The organism is Raoultibacter timonensis, from assembly GCF_900240215.1.
GTDB lineage: Bacteria > Actinomycetota > Coriobacteriia > Coriobacteriales > Eggerthellaceae > Raoultibacter > Raoultibacter timonensis.
Window position 1 is genome coordinate 933,728 of sequence record NZ_LT964679.1, and the last position, 20,142, is coordinate 953,869.

Annotated in this window: 19 protein-coding genes; 10 read left to right on the forward strand and 9 right to left on the reverse strand. The window is 58.6% G+C overall.

Annotated elements, in window-relative coordinates; translation table 11 throughout:
- On the reverse strand, positions 1 to 641 hold a 641-nt coding region (locus C1722_RS04065), incomplete at its 3' end, for a molybdopterin-dependent oxidoreductase (RefSeq protein WP_146040674.1).
- A 182-nt stretch (positions 642 to 823) separates the two neighbouring features.
- On the opposite strand from C1722_RS04065, the gene C1722_RS04070 reads away from it, so the two are divergent.
- On the forward strand, positions 824 to 2,359 hold the full coding sequence (locus tag C1722_RS04070; protein ID WP_102378115.1) for a response regulator transcription factor: 1,536 nt from the start codon (positions 824 to 826) through the stop codon (positions 2,357 to 2,359).
- Positions 2,360 to 2,762: 403 nt separating this feature from the next.
- Entirely contained in the window at positions 2,763 to 3,206 is a 444-nt protein-coding gene (locus tag C1722_RS04075; RefSeq protein WP_102378116.1) for a GNAT family N-acetyltransferase, read from the forward strand.
- 188 nt (positions 3,207 to 3,394) lie between these two features.
- Here C1722_RS04075 and C1722_RS04080 read toward each other — a convergent pair whose 3' ends face one another.
- Positions 3,395 to 3,628 (reverse strand): hypothetical protein, encoded by a 234-nt coding sequence (locus tag C1722_RS04080; RefSeq protein ID WP_102378117.1) that lies wholly within the window; start codon positions 3,626 to 3,628, stop codon positions 3,395 to 3,397.
- 487 nt (positions 3,629 to 4,115) lie between these two features.
- Positions 4,116 to 5,798 (reverse strand): FAD-binding protein, encoded by a 1,683-nt coding sequence (locus C1722_RS04085; RefSeq protein ID WP_102378118.1) that lies wholly within the window; start codon positions 5,796 to 5,798, stop codon positions 4,116 to 4,118.
- A gap of 205 nt (positions 5,799 to 6,003) precedes the next feature.
- Between C1722_RS04085 and C1722_RS04090 the strand changes: the two genes are divergently transcribed.
- The 5 genes from C1722_RS04090 (at position 6,004) to C1722_RS16855 (ending at position 10,674) form a co-directional block, all read left to right on the forward strand.
- Positions 6,004 to 6,909, forward strand: coding sequence for a LysR family transcriptional regulator (locus tag C1722_RS04090; RefSeq protein WP_180995034.1), 906 nt, complete (start codon positions 6,004 to 6,006; stop codon positions 6,907 to 6,909).
- 71 nt (positions 6,910 to 6,980) lie between these two features.
- Complete coding sequence (locus tag C1722_RS04095) at positions 6,981 to 7,358, forward strand: YkvA family protein (RefSeq protein ID WP_102378119.1); 378 nt, start codon at positions 6,981 to 6,983, stop codon at positions 7,356 to 7,358.
- Positions 7,359 to 7,721: 363 nt separating this feature from the next.
- The gene (locus C1722_RS04100; protein WP_102378120.1) at positions 7,722 to 9,980 is read left to right on the forward strand and encodes a molybdopterin-containing oxidoreductase family protein; all 2,259 of its coding nucleotides are present in this window, start codon (positions 7,722 to 7,724) and stop codon (positions 9,978 to 9,980) included.
- Positions 9,981 to 9,984: 4 nt separating this feature from the next.
- Entirely contained in the window at positions 9,985 to 10,308 is a 324-nt protein-coding gene (locus tag C1722_RS04105) for a 4Fe-4S binding protein (RefSeq protein ID WP_102378121.1), read from the forward strand.
- 192 nt (positions 10,309 to 10,500) lie between these two features.
- Complete coding sequence (locus C1722_RS16855) at positions 10,501 to 10,674, forward strand: DUF6019 family protein (RefSeq protein WP_180995035.1); 174 nt, start codon at positions 10,501 to 10,503, stop codon at positions 10,672 to 10,674.
- A 181-nt stretch (positions 10,675 to 10,855) separates the two neighbouring features.
- On the opposite strand, the gene C1722_RS04110 is transcribed toward C1722_RS16855, so the two are convergent.
- The 5 genes from C1722_RS04110 to C1722_RS04130 form a co-directional block, all read right to left on the reverse strand.
- Entirely contained in the window at positions 10,856 to 11,725 is an 870-nt protein-coding gene (locus C1722_RS04110) for an ABC transporter ATP-binding protein (protein WP_102378122.1), read from the reverse strand.
- Between the two features lie 32 nt (positions 11,726 to 11,757).
- Positions 11,758 to 12,501, reverse strand: a complete 744-nt coding sequence (locus C1722_RS04115; RefSeq protein WP_146040600.1) for a hypothetical protein — start codon at positions 12,499 to 12,501, stop codon at positions 11,758 to 11,760.
- A 32-nt stretch (positions 12,502 to 12,533) separates the two neighbouring features.
- On the reverse strand, positions 12,534 to 13,208 hold the full coding sequence (locus C1722_RS04120; RefSeq protein ID WP_102378124.1) for a hypothetical protein: 675 nt from the start codon (positions 13,206 to 13,208) through the stop codon (positions 12,534 to 12,536).
- Between the two features lie 134 nt (positions 13,209 to 13,342).
- Entirely contained in the window at positions 13,343 to 14,209 is an 867-nt protein-coding gene (locus C1722_RS04125) for a hypothetical protein (RefSeq protein WP_244902438.1), read from the reverse strand.
- Entirely contained in the window at positions 14,206 to 14,766 is a 561-nt protein-coding gene (locus C1722_RS04130) for an RNA polymerase sigma factor (protein ID WP_102378125.1), read from the reverse strand. Before C1722_RS04130 ends, C1722_RS04125 begins: the two co-directional genes overlap by 4 nt.
- 210 nt (positions 14,767 to 14,976) lie before the next feature.
- Between C1722_RS04130 and C1722_RS04135 the strand changes: the two genes are divergently transcribed.
- From C1722_RS04135 to C1722_RS04145, 3 genes are all read left to right on the forward strand, one after another.
- Entirely contained in the window at positions 14,977 to 17,184 is a 2,208-nt protein-coding gene (locus C1722_RS04135; protein WP_342352749.1) for a HelD family protein, read from the forward strand.
- Positions 17,185 to 17,703: 519 nt separating this feature from the next.
- On the forward strand, positions 17,704 to 18,336 hold the full coding sequence (locus C1722_RS04140; RefSeq protein WP_102378127.1) for a transglutaminase-like domain-containing protein: 633 nt from the start codon (positions 17,704 to 17,706) through the stop codon (positions 18,334 to 18,336).
- Between the two features lie 177 nt (positions 18,337 to 18,513).
- Positions 18,514 to 19,008, forward strand: a complete 495-nt coding sequence (locus tag C1722_RS04145; RefSeq protein WP_102378128.1) for a GyrI-like domain-containing protein — start codon at positions 18,514 to 18,516, stop codon at positions 19,006 to 19,008.
- A gap of 118 nt (positions 19,009 to 19,126) precedes the next feature.
- Here the strand turns inward: C1722_RS04145 and speB are convergent, their stop codons facing one another.
- Positions 19,127 to 20,128: an agmatinase gene (gene speB / locus C1722_RS04150; protein ID WP_219724274.1), complete on the reverse strand. Its 1,002-nt coding sequence runs from the start codon at positions 20,126 to 20,128 to the stop codon at positions 19,127 to 19,129.
- Positions 20,129 to 20,142: the final 14 nt, after the last annotated feature.

Here is a 20,142-nt window from a genome sequence, read left to right on the forward strand (position 1 = left end):
CCGCCGCTATAGCCTCCGCACAGCATATAGCCCGCAGCAAACTCCGCCTGCGTCTCCGAATCGGTTCCGTAACCGCTCAGATAGCCGCCGATAAGGTTCATGAGGCGGGCGAAGTCTCCGCCCAGCCCAAAGGCGGCATGGGTGCCTCCAGCGCAATTCTTGAACACCGCATCGTTGCCGTAAGTATCGATCACCCTTTTTAGGTTGTCATAGAAAAGATCCAGGGCTTCGTCCCAAGATATTCGTTCGAATTTCCCCTCTCCTCGCTTTCCGACACGCTTCATGGGATGGAGCAGGCGGTCGGGGTGGTTAATGTGTCGACGAATCGAGCGTCCGCGTAAACAAGCGCGACCCTCGACGCCCCCGAATTCCTTGCTGCCCGTCGTATCTGTCTCTACATAAGTAATGGTTCCGTCTTGCACGTGGAATTGCAACGGGCAGGTGCACACCCCGCAACCGTGGCATGCGTTCCAGATCACCTTTTCCTCCGGAGCGGCCTGCTCTGCCGTCTTCTCGCCGGATTGGGCGCTGCATCCGTACATGGACGCGACCCCGGAGCCGGCCATCGCAGCGAGAGCGGTCAGCGCGGACCCCTTCACGAAAGACCGTCGAGACACACCCCGCTTCTCGTCTTTGCTCATCCTTAGTCTCCTTTCGAGCTTTTCCCTTACAACGACCGACCCAAGATCCCACGGTTTAGAAAAGCCCTCGCACCACGAATCATGTGACATCGGGAAAATCGCTCGTCCCACGAATCGTGTGACTTGGCGAAAAACGCTCTTGGTACACTATAGGCATCGACACGGAAAAGGAGAACGGGGGGATGTACGTGGAAGGGAGCTTCCTGAAGCCGAGCGCCGCCACCTTCGGGTTCGGATTGTTCCTCGCGATAAACGCGACTTCCGTTTGGGGCGGAGCGTTTCCGCTGCTCCCCACGGAATTCCAGACGTTCGACGTGATGATGACCTTCTTCCTAGCGCAATCGTCCTCGTTCTGGATAACGCTCTTCGCGGGCATGGGTCTGTCCTTCTTCTCGCCGGAACTGCTCCGGCACCGCACCTCCGTATCATGCGGCCCGTTCATGGGAATCGGCTCGATCTGCCTTATAGTGCCCCTTTACGCGCAGGATCACACCATACCCCTTGTCGTGGTCGGCGGGATACTTCTCGGGTTCGGCTCGGCGGCGTTCTTCCTGTCCTGGCAGCGCCTGTTCGCCTCGCAGAACGCGGAGAAGGGCACGCTCGACCTCATTGTCGGCATGGGTTACTCGGCGCCGCTTTACGTGCTGCTGCACACCATCCCCGACGCCGTGGCGGCCTTCACCATACCCCTCATCTTCATACCGCTCGCGGAAGTATGCCTCATCGAAGCGTCTAAAAATATCGACTTCGAGCAGTCCATGTTCGCCGACGAGCCGAAAGAGCACATACGCATTTACAGCCATTCGATCAACACGGTATGGAAGAGCGCCCTTTGCGTGGGGAGCTTCGGGTTCGCGAGCGGAATAGCCCGCGCGATAGCGATTGAGGATCCCTCCATGGGCGCATTCGTCAACTACACGTCGATGCTCGGTGCGCTAGCATCTGCCGCTATCCTGGTCTGGCTGTGGCGGCATTACTCCTTCCGCTTCGACACGGTACTCTCCTTCCGCACCCTCTTCCCTTTGATAGTCACGGTATTCTTGCTTCTGCCTTATCTCGGCGGATCGTATCTGCGCATCTTCGCCGGAGTCATGTACATGTTCTTCAGCTTCGCGACCATGATCATGATGATCCAATGCGCCCAAGCGTCACGCGATTCGGGAATCAGCCCGACGTTTGTGTACGGGTTCTTCGGCGGAATAGTGTACATCCTCCAAGGGGTGGGGTTCATAGCCGGCTACCTGTCCTCGACGGTGTTCGACTCCGAACCGCTCAGACTCACGACCATCGCCCTTATATCGGTATGGGTGCTGGCGATCGTCATGTACCTCGTCCGGGGCAGGTTCAACCCTCAATCCGAGCAGACGCGCAGCATCGAATTCATCGCACTCGATCCCGCACGTAAGAGAAACGTCGATAAGAACCCGGAAGGCAATGCTCGGCAACGATCAATGAAGTGGATACAGGATCCGACGGGAAACCAAGCTTACAAGGACCGGATTTCGAAGCAGTGCGCAATCCTAGCGAAACGATATTTCCTCACCATGAGGGAAGCCGAAGTCATGGAGCTCATCGCGAGGGGCAGCAGCGTTCCGCGCATGGCCGAAACGCTTGTCATATCCGAGAACACCGTCCGCACATACTGCAAGCGGCTTTACACGAAACTCGCCGTCCATAAAAGAAAAGAGCTGCTCGAGCTATTCGACGAACTCGAATAGAAGCAGCCAGCGGGTTTTCGATCGCACCGGGGCTTCGGTTCCCTTGGACTGCTATAAGCGAACTGCGGACAAAGCGGGACGTTGCCAATGCAAAAAAACAGAGCCAGCGCCTAGATCTTGTACATGTTATCACTAGCTGTCCATAAAATCATTAATCGATTCCAGGTAATAGAGCTTGGGGTCTGAGTGGATTTGCGAATATAACTGCGGTGTCTTTGCGGAGCCGCATACTCTCGATCCTCCGCTTGAACCAGGTGCGACGGTGTTAAGTCAAGATGTAAGCTGCAAGGATCTAACTGATACAATAAAAGGCCAGCTGCGAGAGTATTTTGGTATTATTGGTATTATTGGTGAGAAGTTTTTGAGAGTTATTAAAAAGAAGAATTTATAGAGGACTAATAAGATGAAAATTATTGAAGTAACTGATAGAAATTCATCGTTGATAGAACAGTTATTAGAGGTGTGGGAAAGTTCTGTAAAGGCAACACATCTTTTTCTGTCAGAGAGCGAAATAGAAAATATTAAGAAGTATGTACCAGAAGCATTAAAAGAAATTCCTCATTTAACTATTGTAGAAAACGACAATCAAATTCCGGTGGGCTTTATGGGTATTGTAGAGCAACATCTTGAAATGCTCTTTATTTCAAACGAAGAAAGAGGGCAAGGGTTAGGTAAAGAACTGCTTAAATGCGGTATCGAAAAATATGGGGTTAATGATTTAGCGGTTAATGAACAAAATCCTCTTGCTGCCGGTTTCTATGAACATATGGGGTTTGAAGTATACAAAAGAACGGAGTGTGATGAGCAAGGCAATCCGTATCCGCTTTTATATATGAGATTGGATTGATGAATTCTTTGTTGATATTGCGGACATAGATTGCAGGACTAACCGCATGTTCGAGGCAGTTCAGATTTCAATTAACGGACGTGGATGCAATCTAAAATGCACGTACAGCGCATTTTAGATTGCAATTAAGGGGCGGCATAATATATTCTCGAGGACGCTATCGCCCTCGAGAACCAAACCCGCATCGGCTACATTCCCACCGTCATATGCATGGAGTAAAACGGGACTCTGACGACGATTGCCGCGAGGACGGCCAAGGCGAACCCGATGCAGGTCGGAACCGCGCTCAGGCGGTGACTCTTCAGCAGGCAGGCGACATTGGCCCCGTAGCTGGAGAGTGCAAGCGCGCCGAAAGCCGCGATGTTGCCATCATCAAAACGTATTTGAATGCTATACATGCCATGAGTAAAATATTTTAACATGGACAAGCTATAAGTTTGATTCGATTCATACGTGTGAGAAAGTGCCGATGTCTAGACCAAGTCATCGGCACTTTCGTTCTCTCCCGGCGCGAACGAAGGCAAGTCGACTGGTGATTGATGGATCCATTACGCTTTGCTGCAACAATCATTGAAACCAAGTAATAATCCAACAGAAGCAATCGAAAAAAATCGAAAGAACTCATAGAAAGCTGTTACACAAATATTCTTGAAGAGCAAGGGACGATAGTAGTTGGGAATAGGGATGTTTCTCGCCTTGCAATCGTCAACCATGGAGAGAAGCATCTCGTAATCGACCTCCCCCTTCTCCAATAACGTTACCGCCAGCGACCAGAGGGTTAAAATGGCTTAGTATGCCGTCAGATGCAATCTCCGTTGAGGTAGCCAGAAACCAGAAAGCGATTCGGGCGCGGGAGCAAAAGCGGCGAACGACACAGGCCGTCCGCCGCTTTTGCAGGCGGGTGCGTTCCTACGAAACTCCGAGCATGTGGCGAACCGCGACCCAGCTCATGACCGAACCCGACCCGACCGTCATACCGCCGTGAAGGTACTTGCCGCCAGAGACGCCCGAAGAGCAGTTGCCCACCGCGTACAGACCCTCGATCGGCTCTCCCGCGAAGTTGACGACCTGGGAGTTCTCATCGATCTTCAGACCGCCGCAGGTGCCGCAAGTGCCGGGCACGTATACGGCACCGTAGAACGGACCGGTCTCAACGGGGGAAAGGCACGGGTTCGGGATGTCCGTGCGGGATCCCGCGTACAAACCCGACGAGTTGACGTCGATCGACTTCTCCCCACGGCCGAACTTGGGATCCTTGCCCTCGGCTGCGTTCGCGTTGAACTCGTCCAATTCGGCAGCGAGTCCCTCCGCATCGATCCCGAGCTTTTCCGCAAGCTCCCCTATCGTGTCGGCTTGCACGAAGAAGTCGGGAATGGGGTCTCCCGCGGCCTCCTGACCGGGCAGGGCGTACATGGCCGTATACGAGGAGTCGCAGATGAAATAGGCGGGGATGTTCGGGTAGTTGGAGTCTTTCGACGAGAACTGACCGAAATCGAGGTTGTACACCCCGTAGGCCTGCGCCTCGTCGCCGAAGCGCTTGCCGGCTCGGTTGACCACGACCGCGCCCGGCTTGCCACGGTACATTGCCCAGTCGTTGCCCGTGAACGTGTACACGATTCGGTTTGAAGCAAGAAGCTCTTCGAAGTCCTCCCCGCTGGGAAGGAAACACGGCAGGCCCCAGCTGCAGTCCATGTTCGCCACCGCCGCGCCGATGGCCATGCCCATGCGCTGGGCATCGCCCGTGTTGCCCTGAGCAGCATTGGTCACGAACAGCGGATACGGAAGAAACTCCTTGCGCATCGAATCGTTGTGGTCGAACCCGCCCGTTCCGAGCACGACGCCTTTGTTCGCGCGAATCCGAATCTCCTCCCCTTTCGATCCTGTGGCCGCTACGCCGACGACCCGGCCGTCTTCGACGACGAGTTCCGTTGCGGCGGTGCCCATAAGCAGCTCCGATTTCTCATCATCTTGGATAGCCTGCTGGAACACCGACCACATCCCCGATGAGTTTTCCTGCCCGTTGATCTCGACCACCGAAAGGCTTCCGCGGCCGTACGGCAGAAAACCCTCGCACGGCTCGAAGTAATCCTGGAACGCCGGCGAGGTGAAGTCCCACTTGAACCCGAACACCTCGTTGGTCCACTTGAGGTATTCGTTTCCGTTCTTTATGTACGATTTCGCCACGGCTTCGTCGTAGCGTCCGTTCGTCGCCGATTTGTAGTATTTTAGGACCTCCTCTTCGGAGTCTTCGATGCCCGCCTCCTTCGCCGCATCGGTAAGGGGGATCCCAACCCCTTGGCCCGACGTGCCCGTGGTCCCGCCGAACATCTCCTTTGACTTTTCGAGGACGACGACCGATTCGGCGCCGTAATGGGAAGCCGCCACAGCCGCCACAGCCGACGTTCCGGTGCCGACGACCAGGACGTCGCACTCCTTATCCCATGCGCCCGAATCCCGCTTACCGTCCTCCGACGGCTTCGCGCCCGCAGAGCACCCCGAAAGGCCAAGCGAGGCCCCGGCTGCGCCAGCAGCCAGGATGGCCGACCCTTTAAGGAAACCGCGTCTGCTCACCTTGTTCGTTGCGTTCTTCATGAACCCTCCTTCTACGACTTTTCACAACCAGCTGCGACAGCTGGTTTTTCGCACTATAATGGGATTGGGCGCTATGGGGGTAATAGCGATCGAAGGAGGCGTCGCGCCAGAATCCAATGGGGCCATCGCATATACCAATGGGGCCATCGGATCGAACGCTTCCGCACGAAAACCGGGCAATCTGCTTGACTCAGAAGGGATGATCGTGAAGATAGAGACGCTGAGGGAGTTCGCGGTACTGGTCAAGTGCGGCAGCTTCAGCCGTGCCGCAAAGGAGCTGTTCCTCTCCCAACCCAGTTTGAGCACCCATATCGGGGCCATGGAGAAGGAGCTGGGGTTCGAGCTCCTCGAACGTACCGCCACAGGGTTTACGCTCACGTCTGCGGGGTCGTCGTTTCTCGAATACGCTCAGATCATCATCAACACCTACGAGGAAGCTGTCGAAAGCGGGAAGGCCGCCTCGCGCGAGATGCCGCCCATCAGGATGGAGAGCCTGCCGGTTTCCTCCGCTCTTGCGAGGAGACTAGCGGGTCTGCGCGATCCGCGCGTATCGTTCGTCGACACGAGCTATAACGTCAGCACGCTCGACGCCCTCGAACGTGGTTTCATCGAAATCGGCACTTGCCCCGATTTCACGGCGCTGCCTTCGGCTAAAAGGAAGGCCGAAGAAGCCGGCATCGCGTTCGTTCGGACGGGCTATTCCAAAGCTGCGATCGCCATGATGAAGTCCAACCCCCTCGCCGCCAAGCCGTCGCTCGCCAGCTCGGACATCGACGGTGCAACGGTGTCCATCGGCGGATACGCCTACTTCGACGAATGGAAGAGCATCGTCGACGCCATGGTGGGTCCCGAGGTGCATCTCAGATACCAGCTCAGCCCGATAGAGAGCCGATCCGACCTCGCCTTCGAAGACCTCGGCACGAAGCTGCACATCTGCGGCGACGACGCCATCGGCCAACAGTACGTCAGCAGAGACGACATCGCTTCATTCCATCAGCTCGACGGAAGGGATCTGGAGTTTCCGACAGGATTCGCCTACCGGATCGACGCAGCAATCGGCGGGCGCATGGACGGACTGTTCGAGATCCTCCTCGAAGACGCTAAGCCGTGATCCGGCATCGGCGACGGAATGCGAGGCAGTGGTTCCGGCTCATGTTGGGAAAGGCGTAACGACAAAGCACCATGACCATCAAAGACAAAGCGAACGAGCTGAAGAAAGACGTGCCGGCGATCTTTCTTGCATTGAAGAGCAGCGATACACCCTTTGCCGCAAAAGCGCTTGCCGCCCTCACGGTAGGCTATGCGCTCTCGCCTATCGATTTGATTCCGGATTTCATCCCCTTCCTAGGGTACTTGGACGACGTGATCCTTCTTCCCGCCATGGTTGCCGCAACCGTCAAGCTCATCCCGGCGCCCGTGCTCGCGCGATGCCGGAAGGAAGCGGAAACGCTATGGGAGAACGGGAAACCTCGGAAATGGTACTGTTCGATTCCCGTCGCTCTGATATGGGCGCTCATGGTTTTCCTTCTATGCCGAGCCGTATGCGGCATGTGGTCGTAGCCTCCCGCATGCTCAAGTACGCCCGTCGGCGATTCGGAGCCGTTCGGCCGCAGCCCGGCTCGGCGCATTCCGAAACCGGGGCCCGCTTCGCGCAGGCTCAATCCGCCTCGCCCGCCCTCAGCTTCGCGGCGCTCGCATGAGCGGAAGCGATGCCGACAGCCGATTGCAGGATAAGCATGGCACCTGCCTTACCGGCCGCTTACGTGCACCTGTATCGTCGATGGCGCTATAGCGTCAACCGGAGCATGCGGTTTGGTGATCTCTTTTCGCGATGCCCTATCGTATATCCCTATAAAAGCCTTGTTCTGGACGCTCGTATAATTCTCTTAGCGATATGCGCCGCCTAATGCAAGAGGAGGAGATATGTCTGAACCGAAAACGGCCGACAATCCGGAAGGTCGCAAATGGAAATGGCGAGAGGGCGAATACGAGGTTATTCGAAGCAGTGCCCGCTCGGGTCCCGGATGCCATGACAACTGCGGAGTCTTGCTCTACGTGAAGGATGGCAAGCTCGAGAAGATCGAGGGCGATCCCGAAAACCCCTACAACCAGGGACGCCTTTGCCCGAGATGCCTTGCCTACAAGGAGATGCTCTACCACCCCGACCGTTTGCTCTACCCCATGAAACGCGCTCGCGAAGACCGCGGCAAAGATGCGTTCAAGCGCATTACTTGGGATGAGGCGACCGAGATCATCCTGGAGGAAATGGGCAAGGTCATCGACACGTACGGAGCCGAATCCATCTGGGTCACCCAGGGAACCGGCCGCGACATCAACGGATACGGTCCGCTGATGGCCCGCTACCTCGGCACGCCGAATTACGGAACGGGCTTCCTTTCGGGCATCGCCTGCTACGCGCCGCGTCGTTTCAGCACCGCGCTGAAATCGGGCGGCCTGTTCATCGCCGACTATTCTCAGTACTCCCCCCTCCGCTACGACGATCCGCGGTGGAAAGCGCCCGAGTACATCCTCATCTGGGGCAACAACCCCGTCGTTGCCAACTCCGACGGCACGCTCGGCCACTGGGTGGTTGAGTCCATGAAGCGCGGATCGAAGCTCATCACCATCGATCCGAAGCTCACGTGGCTCGCCGGCAAGTCCGATGTGTTCCTTCAGCTTCGCCCCGGCACCGATACCGCGATAGCGATGGCCCTGTGCAACCACATCATCGAGAACAACTTGCAGGATCAGGAATTCTGCGACTGCTGGTGCTACGGCTACGACGAGTTCGCCGAGCACCTTAAGCCCTACACGCCCGAATGGGCCGCCGAGATCTGCGGCGTCGACGCCGACCTCATCAAAGAAGCCGCCGTCAAGATCGGCAAGGCCGAGAACTGCTGCTTGCAGTGGGGCGTCGCCATGGACCATACGTCCGAGGGCTTCGTGACCGGCATGGCCGCCTACGACCTCATGGCTCTCACCGGCAACTTCGAGAACCCGGGCGGCATGGTGGATGCTCCCTTCGCCTTCGACGTCAACGTACCGTGGTCGGGCGGAGACGATTGGGAGCTGTGCACCGCCGATCTGCCCAACCAGGATAAGAAGATCTGCGGCGAGTGGCCCGCCAACAAGGCGATGCAGGCCATCAGCCCCGACGATCTGCTCGTGGCGATGGAGACGGGCGAGCCCTATCCCATCAAAGCTATGTGGATGATGCAGAACAACGCGCTCGCCTGCATGGGCGCCGCACCGCAGCGCATCATCAAAGCGCTGCAGGAGAACATGGATTTCAACGTCGTGGTCGACCTGTTCCTCACCCCGACGGCGCTCGCCTGCGCAGACGTTCTGCTGCCTGCTGCAACCTTTGCCGAGCGCATGGGCATCTACGGCCACCAGCCCTATCTTCTGGGCTCCATCAACCAAGCCATCGAGCCTTTGGGCGAAGTGAAGCCTGACCAGGTCATCATGTACGAGATCGGCAAGAAGTTCGGTCGCGGCGAAGGCATGGAGCAGTGGCAGACCGAAGAAGAGTTCTACGACTTCTGCCTCCGGAAATCGGGTTTCACGTACAAGACGCTGCAGGAACGCTCGTGGGCGTTCCCCGAGTTCGAGTACGAGAAGCACAAGAAGGGTCTTCTGCGCCCCGACGGGCAGCCCGGGTTCAACACGTCGACGGGCCGCTACAACTTCTACAGCCGCGAGATGGTGTACTTCGGGTTCCCGCCCTTCCCCACCTACGAAGAGCCTCCGGAGAGCCCTGTGTCCGCTCCCGAGCTTGCGGAAAAGTATCCCCTGGTTCTGACCACCGGCGCGCGCCATTGGGGCTTCTTCCACTCCGAGCATCGTCAGAGCCCCTCGATGCGCCGCCTGCATCCCGATCCCACGGTTCTCATCCATCCTGCTACCGCCGCGAAGTACGGCATCGAGAACGGCGACTGGGTCAAGATCGAAAACCAGTTCGGCGAATGCAAGCAGAAGGCCGAGCTCAGCGTGCGCCTGCGCGAGGACACCGTAGCAGCGGACCATGCATGGTGGTTCCCCGAGCGCGATCCCGGCGACGGCACCCTGTTCGGCGTCATGGAGTCGAACATCAACAAGCTCATTCCCATGCGCCCGGGCAAATCGGGTCTCGGCGCTTCGTATAAGTCCCAGCTGTGCGCCATCAGCAAGATCGAGGAGTAACATTATGCGAAAATATCTCGCCATCGATTACGATTACTGCACCGGTTGCCATACGTGCGAAATAGCGTGCCAACAGGAACACGGGCTTGATCCCGAGCATTTCGGCATCAAGTTGACCCAGATCGGTCCCGACCAGATAACCGATCGCCATTGGCAGTACGAGTTCGTCCCCGTTCCCACCGAGCGTTGCGACCACTGCGCGCAGCGCCAGATGGACGGCAAGCTGCCCTCCTGCGTCCAGCATTGCCAGGCTGGCTGCATATACTACGGTACGCTCGAGGAGCTTGGCGATAAGATCGACAAGCTGAAAGTAGCGATCTTCTCGTAGCGCCCCTTCAGACGTCGCGCTTCGGTTAGCTCGCCTTGCATCCCCCGCATGTTTCGTTACGACTCGTGCGGGGGATGTCTGTTTTTGGGTGCATGCGCGTCTCATGCGGTAAAATGCGCTTGCGAACGCGATCGCCCGCTGTACCGCCTCGCATGCTATCATCTCCCTATCGAGAAAAGATGGGAGGCGGGTATGAAAATGCTTGGGATGGGAATACCGGAAATGGTTATGGTTGTCGCTATCTACGCTTTGGTCATCTTCGTTTTTTACCTGATCATTAAAAAGGCCGTTAAAAACGGAGTCCTCGAAGCCCACCGGCAGCTTAGAGAAGAGGGCAAGGAAAACAAGGGGACCCCGATCGCATAGCTTCGGTGGGCAAAGCTCGTTCGAGGCATGCAAACCAAAACCGTACCGTCCCCTAACCGTACCTCCCCCCTTTTTTTGTCCGCGCTTCGGGGCGTCGTTCGATGGCGCTTCCGATCTATTGCCCGTCTTCGACTCCTGTATTCTAATGCTTAGAGTTACTCTAACCTTGAGGCGAGGGCGACTACCCATCCGCGCTTCCCGCGGCTAACGCCATATAGCCGTCCTCGAGCGTCGGAGCCACCGGTTCGGCGCCTTCGGGGCACCTGTCGGCTATCACGCGGTAGCGCGTTCCGTACGCATCCCCCACCGCATTCACCACAATGGCTCCCTCGGGCGGAACCATGCGCGGCCCGGTCAGCCAGGTGCGCCCGTGCGCTTCGTCAACGAGGTTTCCCGTTGCCCCGTCAAAGCGGAGGCGCCCTTTGCGTAGCACGCATACATAGGGGCAGGTTTGCGCGACGTCGTCGAGGATGTGGGTCGATAGGATTACCGTGCGATCCCTTCCCAGTGTTGCCAGAAGCGTGCGGAAACGCATGCGCTCTTCGGGATCGAGTCCTGCTGTCGGTTCGTCTACCACAAGCAGTTGCGGATCCCCCATCAGCGCTTGCGCGATGCCCACGCGTCTGCGCATGCCGCCCGAGAACCCGCCGATGCGGCGCGTCCGCACATCGGCGAGCCCCACACGCTCTATGAGCTCGTCGGCCTGCCGTTTTCTCTCGCGCTTATCATCCATGCCCTTAAGCACGCCCACGTAGTCGAGGAACTCGAGCGGGGTCAGGCTGGGATAGGGTTCGATATCCTGCGGCAGATAGCCGAGGGATTTTTTGAGCGCCCTTCGGTTGCGCGCTTCGGCTATATCGCAGCCATCGACAAGCACGTTTCCCCGACTCGGTCGTACGATGCCGCAGAGGATGCGCATGAGCGTGGTTTTTCCGGCTCCGTTCGGTCCGACGAGTCCGATCATCCCCGAGGGGAGATCGATCGTAAGATCGTCGAGCGCACGCGGTTTTTTTGCAAAATCCTTGCCGAGATGGCTTACGGATATGAACATGGCTGTCCTTTCGTTAGGGCGGTTACGGTTGCTTACTTGCGTTGGAAGTTTCTTTTTCGAGAAATAAGCGCTGCGACCGCAACGAGCGCCAGCGTCAATGCGATCCTCAGAACCAGTAAGAGCGACGCATCGAAAGCCGTATAGGCGGCGCTTCCCCCCATCGCATCAAGGTCGATAACGGGCTGACAACCGAAGAAGCCTTGGCAAATGGCGTCGGTTACGACACCCATCTTCGATCGGCTCGCGCCGACGGGCATGGGCGCGAAGGTGGTGAAGCATACCACCACGCACCAAGCGGCGGCCGCGGTTATGCGCGCCAGCGCCTGGGGCAGAAGCGATCCGATAAACGCCGAGAGCGCTGCGGCGAGGAAAGCCAGCGGCGCAACGGTGGCCGCGAATACCGCGAGTGCGGTCAGAACCGACAGGAAGCCGTTTGGAGATTGCATGAAACCGCAAACGACAAGGGCCACAGCGGAAGGCCAGATCATGACCCAAAGCATCCCCGTCACCCGAGCCGCCAAGAGCTTAACGGGCGAAACCGGCGTAGAATCCTCTATTTCCATGATGCCGAGGCGAGCAGGCGCAGAGGCGAGGTCGGTGAAAGCCGCTGCATAGGCGATTGCCGGCACCAATCCGAGCGTCTGTCCGAGAAACGCCAAGTCGACCTGGGAACCCGTCGGCTTGGCCAAATCGGGCATCGCGATGAGCGCAATGCCCACAGCGATCAACGTGAGCAGGATCGATACCGCCCAGAGCGCCGATTGGCGTCGGGCCATACGCGTATGAACCCTTGCGAGGCGAAGAAAGCTCATTGCGCATTACCCCCTGCCCTTTCCAGCAGTCGCTCAGAGCGACCGGATGCGAACCACGCGATGGCCGCCGCCGCGCAGGCGACCAGCAGCGGCCCTTGCCTCTGGTCGATGGGGTTCGGTACCTGAAGATCCCAAAAGAGCGTGAGGAAGATCATGACCGCGATGACCGTCATGGTGGCGGAACGCACCGATCCGGCAAGAGACACGGCGGTATAGGCGACCAACACGACGATGACGGCACCCCCGATCGGCGAGAGTGCGCTCAACCAGCCGATGTCGTTGGGGAATACGCCGAACGCATGGAGCACCGCGAACAGCAGGCACGCCCCGATCACGCCGCCCGCCAGCATGACGGCAAGACGCGCAAGCTGCACCGCGCGGAAGCCGACGAACGTCGATTCCTGAAGCTCCGCAAGCGGGTCGTCGCCAAGCGCGACAACGGCGCACGCCCCCACCGAGATGGGGTAGAGCTGCACGATAAGCATCATCGCCAAACTTGCCGCCTCCCTTCCTGCGAAGTGTGCCAAAACCACACCTGCGATGCTCACGAGCGCGCTCGTGCCGAGCGGTACGGCGAGCATAACCGCTTTGCTGCGGTGCACCTGCGCGGCGGCAAGCGATCGCGCACGACGCGGCTGCAGCCGCGAATGTCCTATGCGTGCAATGTCCATGCGAACTCCTTCATGTCGACGATCCCGATCGGATCCTGTATTCGTTAGTAGCGCCAAATGCCAAAGCGGTTCGCGTAAACGCTCGAAATTATCCGCTCAGTCGGCGCTGCGCGATGCCGGTTTCCCTGTCGGCCCTAGGCCGCCTGCATCCTCGCGACGGCCGCCCTTCTTGCAGAGCATACGGTAGCGGCGAGCAGCGCGATCCCGAAAACGACGATGCCGACGGGGCCGAGTGCTCCCTGCAGGTCGGCGATAAGCAGTCCGATCCCCGAATCTGCAGCTGCATGGGCGACAGGTGCGACAACGGATATCGATGCCGCACCGACGATCGAACCCGCCCAGGAAGAACCCGTCCATACGGCGATAAACGCCGACGCCCCCGAAACGGCGGCAAGGGGCACGAGCCATGCCGAAGCGAGCGCCCCGAGATCGATCGGCACGCCCGCCAGCGAGGCGGCGGCGCATGCGGCGATTCCCGAGGCAGCGTCGATGCAGAGCACCGCAGCCAGGCGAACGAGCGTTACGGTCTGCGGCCCTACCGGCGTTGCAAGTGCGATGGAATCGGGGCGCTCCGAGGCGAGTGCGAGCGTCGCGGTAAGCGCAGCGCCCACAAGCAGGATCATCGAAAGCAGCCAGGTGGCGTCGAACAGCGAATCCGCGTATCGCGCCATGCTCGCCCCGATCACGGCTGCCGCGGCCACGATGAGAGCTGCCGGAAGCACGGTCTGCGGTACGATGCGCAGCTGCGAAAGGGCGAGTTCGCCCGCAACGCGCAGGCTCTTGGCGGCCGTCCATGGCGCGGCGTCGATCCTCGAGGGCTCCTTCCGTATGCGCGCGGCTACGCTTGCGAACGCGGGCGCGCCCGCAGCGAACTCGGCTTCCTGACATCTCAGGGCATCGCGAAGCGCGTTCGCTTGGCTGTCGGGCGGTTTTACCCCCCGTCGATCGGAATCGGTTCGGCGGAAGGCGGAGTCGGATTCTCTTCTCGGCACTTTGCTCATAACATTCCCCTTAAGGATTCTTGCATCATCCGGCGCGCACGGGACACGCGCGACTTGACGGTGCCCACGGGTACGTCGGTTACGGCGGCGATGTCCGCATAGGAAAGCTCGTGCAGCCAGGCGAGGCGCAGCGTTTCCGCAAGATCGTCGGGCAGGGCGTCGAGGGCCGAAAGGATCGCCTCGACTCCGACGCCTGCAAGTGCGAGGCTCTCCGGTCCCTCGGCGCTGTCGGCAATGGCATCCGCATGTTCGTCGAGGGGAATAGCGCCCGCACGCTTGCGGCGCGTGTTCGTGTACACCTGCCGCTTCGCTATGCCGAGCAGCCAGGTGAGTACGCGACTCTCGCCGCGAAAGGCCCGCGCCGATCGCCAACATGCGAGCCAGACATCCGCCGCCACTTCCTCTGCGGCCTCGCGGTCCGACATCCGTGCGGCGATGAACGTGAATACGGCCGGCGCATAGGCGCAGTACAGCTCCTCGAGAGCCTCCTCGTCGCCGCGCGCGATCGCGCTGAGCGCTGAGCGCGCCCGTTGTTCGTCTTCGTCGTATCCGGCCATTCGGTTCTTGCCGTCTTTCTCGTTGCACGTTTCCCGTTGTTGTATCTTAGTAGCACTTCGGTGCTGGACGGTTCACGATTGTCCGAACTTTTTGCTGCATCTGCGCTTCGGTGGGCGACTTGCGCTAAGATGGCAACCTATCAGAAACGCATCGTATGCAAAAAACGCATCGTATGCGGATGCCCAAAATACCGTACCGAGGAGAATCGCGTGTCCGGCCACCATGAAACGAGAAACGCTTCGACCCGAAACACCGTTGGCTTTGCCGAGGGCGATGCTCAAGCAATCGCACAGACCGACCGCTCGGTCGACCCCGTCTTCGCTCAAGAGCAGAAGCACTTGAGCGATACGTACGAAACGCTGGAAGCCATGGGTCGGTCTCTCACGGCGAAAATCAGAGCGTTGGACGAATCTGCGGCTGAAGACAAGCGCTCGATGGCCGAAGAGCTCTCCCCCAACTTCGCGAGCTATGCCGATGCGATGGAAACCTATGCGGATTTCGCCACGGTGAACCGCGTGGTCGACGGCTACAACGTCGCGCACGACCTGAATGCCGAGAAACTTGCCCGCATCGAGGTGCTGCTCAAGCAGCCTTATTTCGCAAAGGTGGTCCTGCAGTTCAAAGCCGGCGAAGAGGCAAAGGAACTCTATATCGGTAATGCGGGCGTGTCCGATGACGCGTATCGGCGGCTTGTCGTCGATTGGAGATCGCCGGTTGCCGAAGTGTATTACAACCAGGACATGGGTCCCACAACGTACCGTGCGAACGGGCGGACCATCGACGTCGATCTCAAACTGCGCCGCCAGTTCGATATTGCGGGCAGTGTGCTCAACGCGTATTTCGACACGAACGTCGCCATTCAGGATTCGCTTTTGCTCGCTTCGCTCTCCAAGGAGCGCACCGCCCATATGCAGGCGATAACCGCAACCATCCAAAAAGAGCAGAACGAGGTGATCCGCCACGACGATGTACCCGTTTTGCTGGTGAGCGGCATTGCCGGCAGCGGGAAAACCTCGGTGCTTTTGCAGCGCATCGCGTATTTGTTCTACCAACGGCGCGGCGAGCTCGACCCGAGCGAAGTCTTTCTCATCACTCCCAATCCGGTGTTTCGCCACTATATCGACAACGTGCTTCCCGACTTGGGAGAAAGCAATCCCGAAACGTTCACGTGGGACGATTTCCTCGAACGGCTGATGCCGCCCGACCGAAGCCATGGCGAAACCGATGTCCCCCTGAGCACGTTCGAGCGTATCGACGGCCTCGTTGGAACGTTCGCTTTCGAGCAGAACGACTTCAAAGAGATCCGCTGCAAGGACACGCGGCTCATTCCCGTGGGGCAGATTGCGCAGGTTGCGGCGAAGTACAAGCATCTTCCCGCCGGCCCGCACCTCGTTTCGCTTATGCGCGAAGCGCTCGCCGAACGTCTGGAAAGCCGTATCGCGCAGATGGCGGGAACCGATGCGGTGCATGACGAGCTGCTTGCGCTCGACTTGAACGAACAGCTTGAGATATTCCACGAAACGATCGATCCTCAGGATGACGAGGAGATCCGATCCTTTGCGCTCCGCTACCTGAACAACCGATTCGCCGACGCTTTCGAGGCCGTGGAAAACGACGACTGGCTGCGAATCGATCGCATCGGCATGCGGCTGCTCGACGCGACGCACCTCGAACCCGTTACGTGGCTCTATGTGAAAATTGCGCTCACTGGTCTGGGAAACCCCTCCGCAAAGTACGTGATGATCGATGAGGTGCAGGACTACTCGGCAGCGCAGCTCGCTGTGCTCGGCCGCTACTTCAGGCGCGCGCACTTCATGCTGCTCGGTGACGAGAACCAGGCCATCAAGCCGAACACAGCGACTTTCGGCGAGGCGCGAAGCGTATTCGAATCACTGCACGAGACCGTAAGCGAATGCAAGCTCATGACGAGCTACCGTTCGTCCCCCGAAATAACCGCCCTGTTCGCGAGCCTCCTTAAAGACAGCGAACGCATGCGCATCTCGTCTATACAGCGTGCCGGCGAAAAGCCGGTCGTCATCGAAGGCTCCGATAGGGATATGTGGGTATCGGCGTTGCGCCAAGCGGTTGAAGCCGCGGAAGGGGAAGACGGCCTTACTGCCATCATCGTTCCTTGGAAGAGCAATGCGAAACACGTGCAATCTCTGATCGGGGACAACGCACCCGCTCTTGTAAAGAAGAACGCGACGCTGCCCGACAAAGGCGTGGTGGTCATTCCTCTCGAGCTCGCCAAAGGACTGGAATTCGACCACGTGATCGTGCCCGATGCGAGCGAAGCCGTCTTCCCCCATGACGAGCTCTCTCGCCGCCGCCTCTACACGACCGTATCGCGCGCAACAAAGAAGATCACCTTGCTTTCCCAAGGCGCGCTTACATCGTTGCTGGACGAGCGTCCGTAGAGCTCGGCGGATTTCCAAGTTTACCTGCAGCGAACCCATTTAGGTATTATGTTTCAGTTTGAAAAATCGACTCCTGGGTACATTTTATTGCGGTTGCGCGCGCTTGCTTTTTTTCTGAGAGCATTGAAGTTGGCTCCTAGGGACATCCACCCGGGCAAAGGCTTAACGATTGCGGCAGGCGCGGCGGGCTGGCTGCTTTCAAAAGACGATTCTTGCTGTTTCGGTGCGCACAGCCGCAATTTTGTGCACCCATGTGACGTTTTTCGCTGCACTCTCTGACATATAGAACCCACTCAGCCGAACCTCAGCCCCATTAAGGAGGCTCTTTGTGAAAAAGCTTGGTGAAAAGGATGCTTCGAACCATGATCGGCGTAGCCGAGCACGCGAAGTTGCTTCGACGCCGCATCGGTCGTCGAATTCATAGTGAAAAGCTGGAATGGCCAAAAGAATTACACCTCTTCCCTTTCTAATGCTATATCATGCATTAGAAGAATCTCTTACCTGACTTTGGAGTGCCGCATGAAACCATTGCGTTTGACTGCCGATATCGACGAATATCTGGAAAACACCCACTACGTGGGAAGCGAATCGAAAGTCGTTTCAGAGAAGGCCGAACGTCTGTGCTCAGGCCTTGCAAGCGAACCCGAGAAGGTTGCCGCCTGCTTCGATTACGTTCGCGATTGCATTGCCCACACAGTCGACATCGGCGAGAGCATCGTGGCCAAAACCGCCGATGACGTGTTGGATCTCGAGCACGGAACCTGCTACACGAAAAGCTTGCTGCTCGTAGCCCTGCTCCGAAGCATCGATATCCCGAGCGGTTTCTGCTACCAGCGGCTGTACGAGGACGAGGGAGACGATCCGCATTTCTTTTTACACGGTTTGACCGCTTACTATTCGTCGGTAAAGGACGCATGGATCCGCCTCGATGCGCGCGGAGGCGCGAAGGACGCCGACGCCCCCGCCGTCACCCCCGAACTCGTATTGGACGACTACCTCGCGTTCGAGCCCGATCAGTCGATCGGCGAGGTCGACTACCTTGAAGTGCTGCCGCAGCACCCAGAGCAGGTTGTAGCGATCCTCGAGATCAGCAGCAACTGCATACGGATGATCGAAGAGGATCTGCCGACCTTTTTGGATGAATCGGCGTAAAGCGAACGCATTCTTTCGGCAGAGCGCTTGACTGCGACACCGTGTCGTACTTTATGATCGGTGTCGGTCGCGGCAAGCGATTGCGGGGATGCATGCAACATTCTTTGCTCGAGAACACCGAACCGGAGGATACGCAATTCGATCTTCTGCCGCCAATCAAACCGAAGGAGCATCGCAATGACTGACATCGAAAAGACGACGGTACCCGCCCAGGCGATCGTATCGATAACGCACGAACACGTGCGGGTCGACCAGCTGCCCGCCCTGATAGGCCCCGGCTTCATGGAGATAGGAGGCTATCTCGAATCCCAGCATGCCGAAATCGCCGATGCGCCGTTCGTCGCGTTCTACGGTATGGACGAATCCATCAAGCTCGACGAGAACGACATGCGCGTCGAGATCGGATTTCCCATCCGCGCTGCGATCGCCGCCGACGCCCGTTTCGCTCAATACGAACGGGCATCATTCGAGGCCGCACGGGTCGTGTATACGGGAGACTACAATGCGGGCATGATGCGGGTATATCAGGATATCGCGTCCTGGTTGGCAGAGCGCGGGATTGCGTTTCCCGGTCTTGCCTACGAGTGCTATCTTACGGGCGAGGACGTGCCGCTCGACGAGCAGATAACGGTCATCACCGTGCCCTTTGAGGTGCCGAAGCGCCTAGGGTAGCGCGCACGTGCACCACAATCTCATGCGGTAGGGAGAAGATGTGCTCGGTCGGTTCGGCAAGGCCCATGCGCTCCCCTTTCTGAGGCATCATCCGGGTTTGGGCTCGCCGCTCCGAGCGTTACTCCAAGTACCCTTGCGAGCGCTTTTTCGTGTAGAAGCAGATGAAGTCGAGGATGATCTGGGCGGCATAGAGCGACGTCTGGTCGGCATGGTCGTAAGGCGGCGCCACCTCGGACACGTCGAAGCCGACGACGTCGCCCTTCTTCACGACGGCGTATACGAGATCGTTCACCTCCTCGTACAGAAGGCCTCCCGGCTGCGGCGAGCCTGTGCCGGGGCACAGGGACGGATCGAGCCCGTCGATGTCGACGGTGATGTAGTAGTGCTCGGCATCGGGAATCCTCGCGATGATCGCCTCCATCCCCTCTCGCCTGAGCTCGGGAGCGGAGACGATCGTGCTGCCCCATGCGCGCGCTTCGGCGAAATCGGCCGGACCGCTGCTGCCGAGGCCTCGCAGGCCTATCTGCATCATCCTGCCGACATGCGCAAGCTCCGACGATCGCCGCATGGGAGAACTGTGCGAACAGGTGAACTCTCCGTACGAGTCGGTCCAATCGAGGTGCGCATCGAACTGGACTATGCACACGTCATCGTAGCGGTCAAGCGCCCTGACGACGGGGATCGTGGTCGAATGGTCGCCTCCGATGACCACCGGCACCGCACCGGAATCGATGATGCACCGCACCGCGGCCTCGCAGTTTTCGAACGACTGCTCGAAACCGCACGGGGAAACGTCCACGTCCCCGCAGTCGATGATGCGCTCGCCTTGATCGAGGTACTCGACGTTTCTGACCGGATCGTACAGGCCGTACAGGCCATCGCAGTACACGGTCGATGCATCGCGGACGCCGCGCGGCCCGAAACGCGCGCCGCTTCTCGCCGATGCGCCCACATCAAAGGGGAACCCGAGGATCGCCACATCGTATCCTGGCTCGAGCGCATCGAGCGAGGGGCAGATCTCGGTTTTCATGAACGAAGCTATGCCCGTGAAGGGAAGGTTGAAGAAGTTGTCCCCGTTGGTCGAGAAGTTGACGTTCGCGTTCCTGCTTCCGAATTCCACGATGCTCCTTCCGC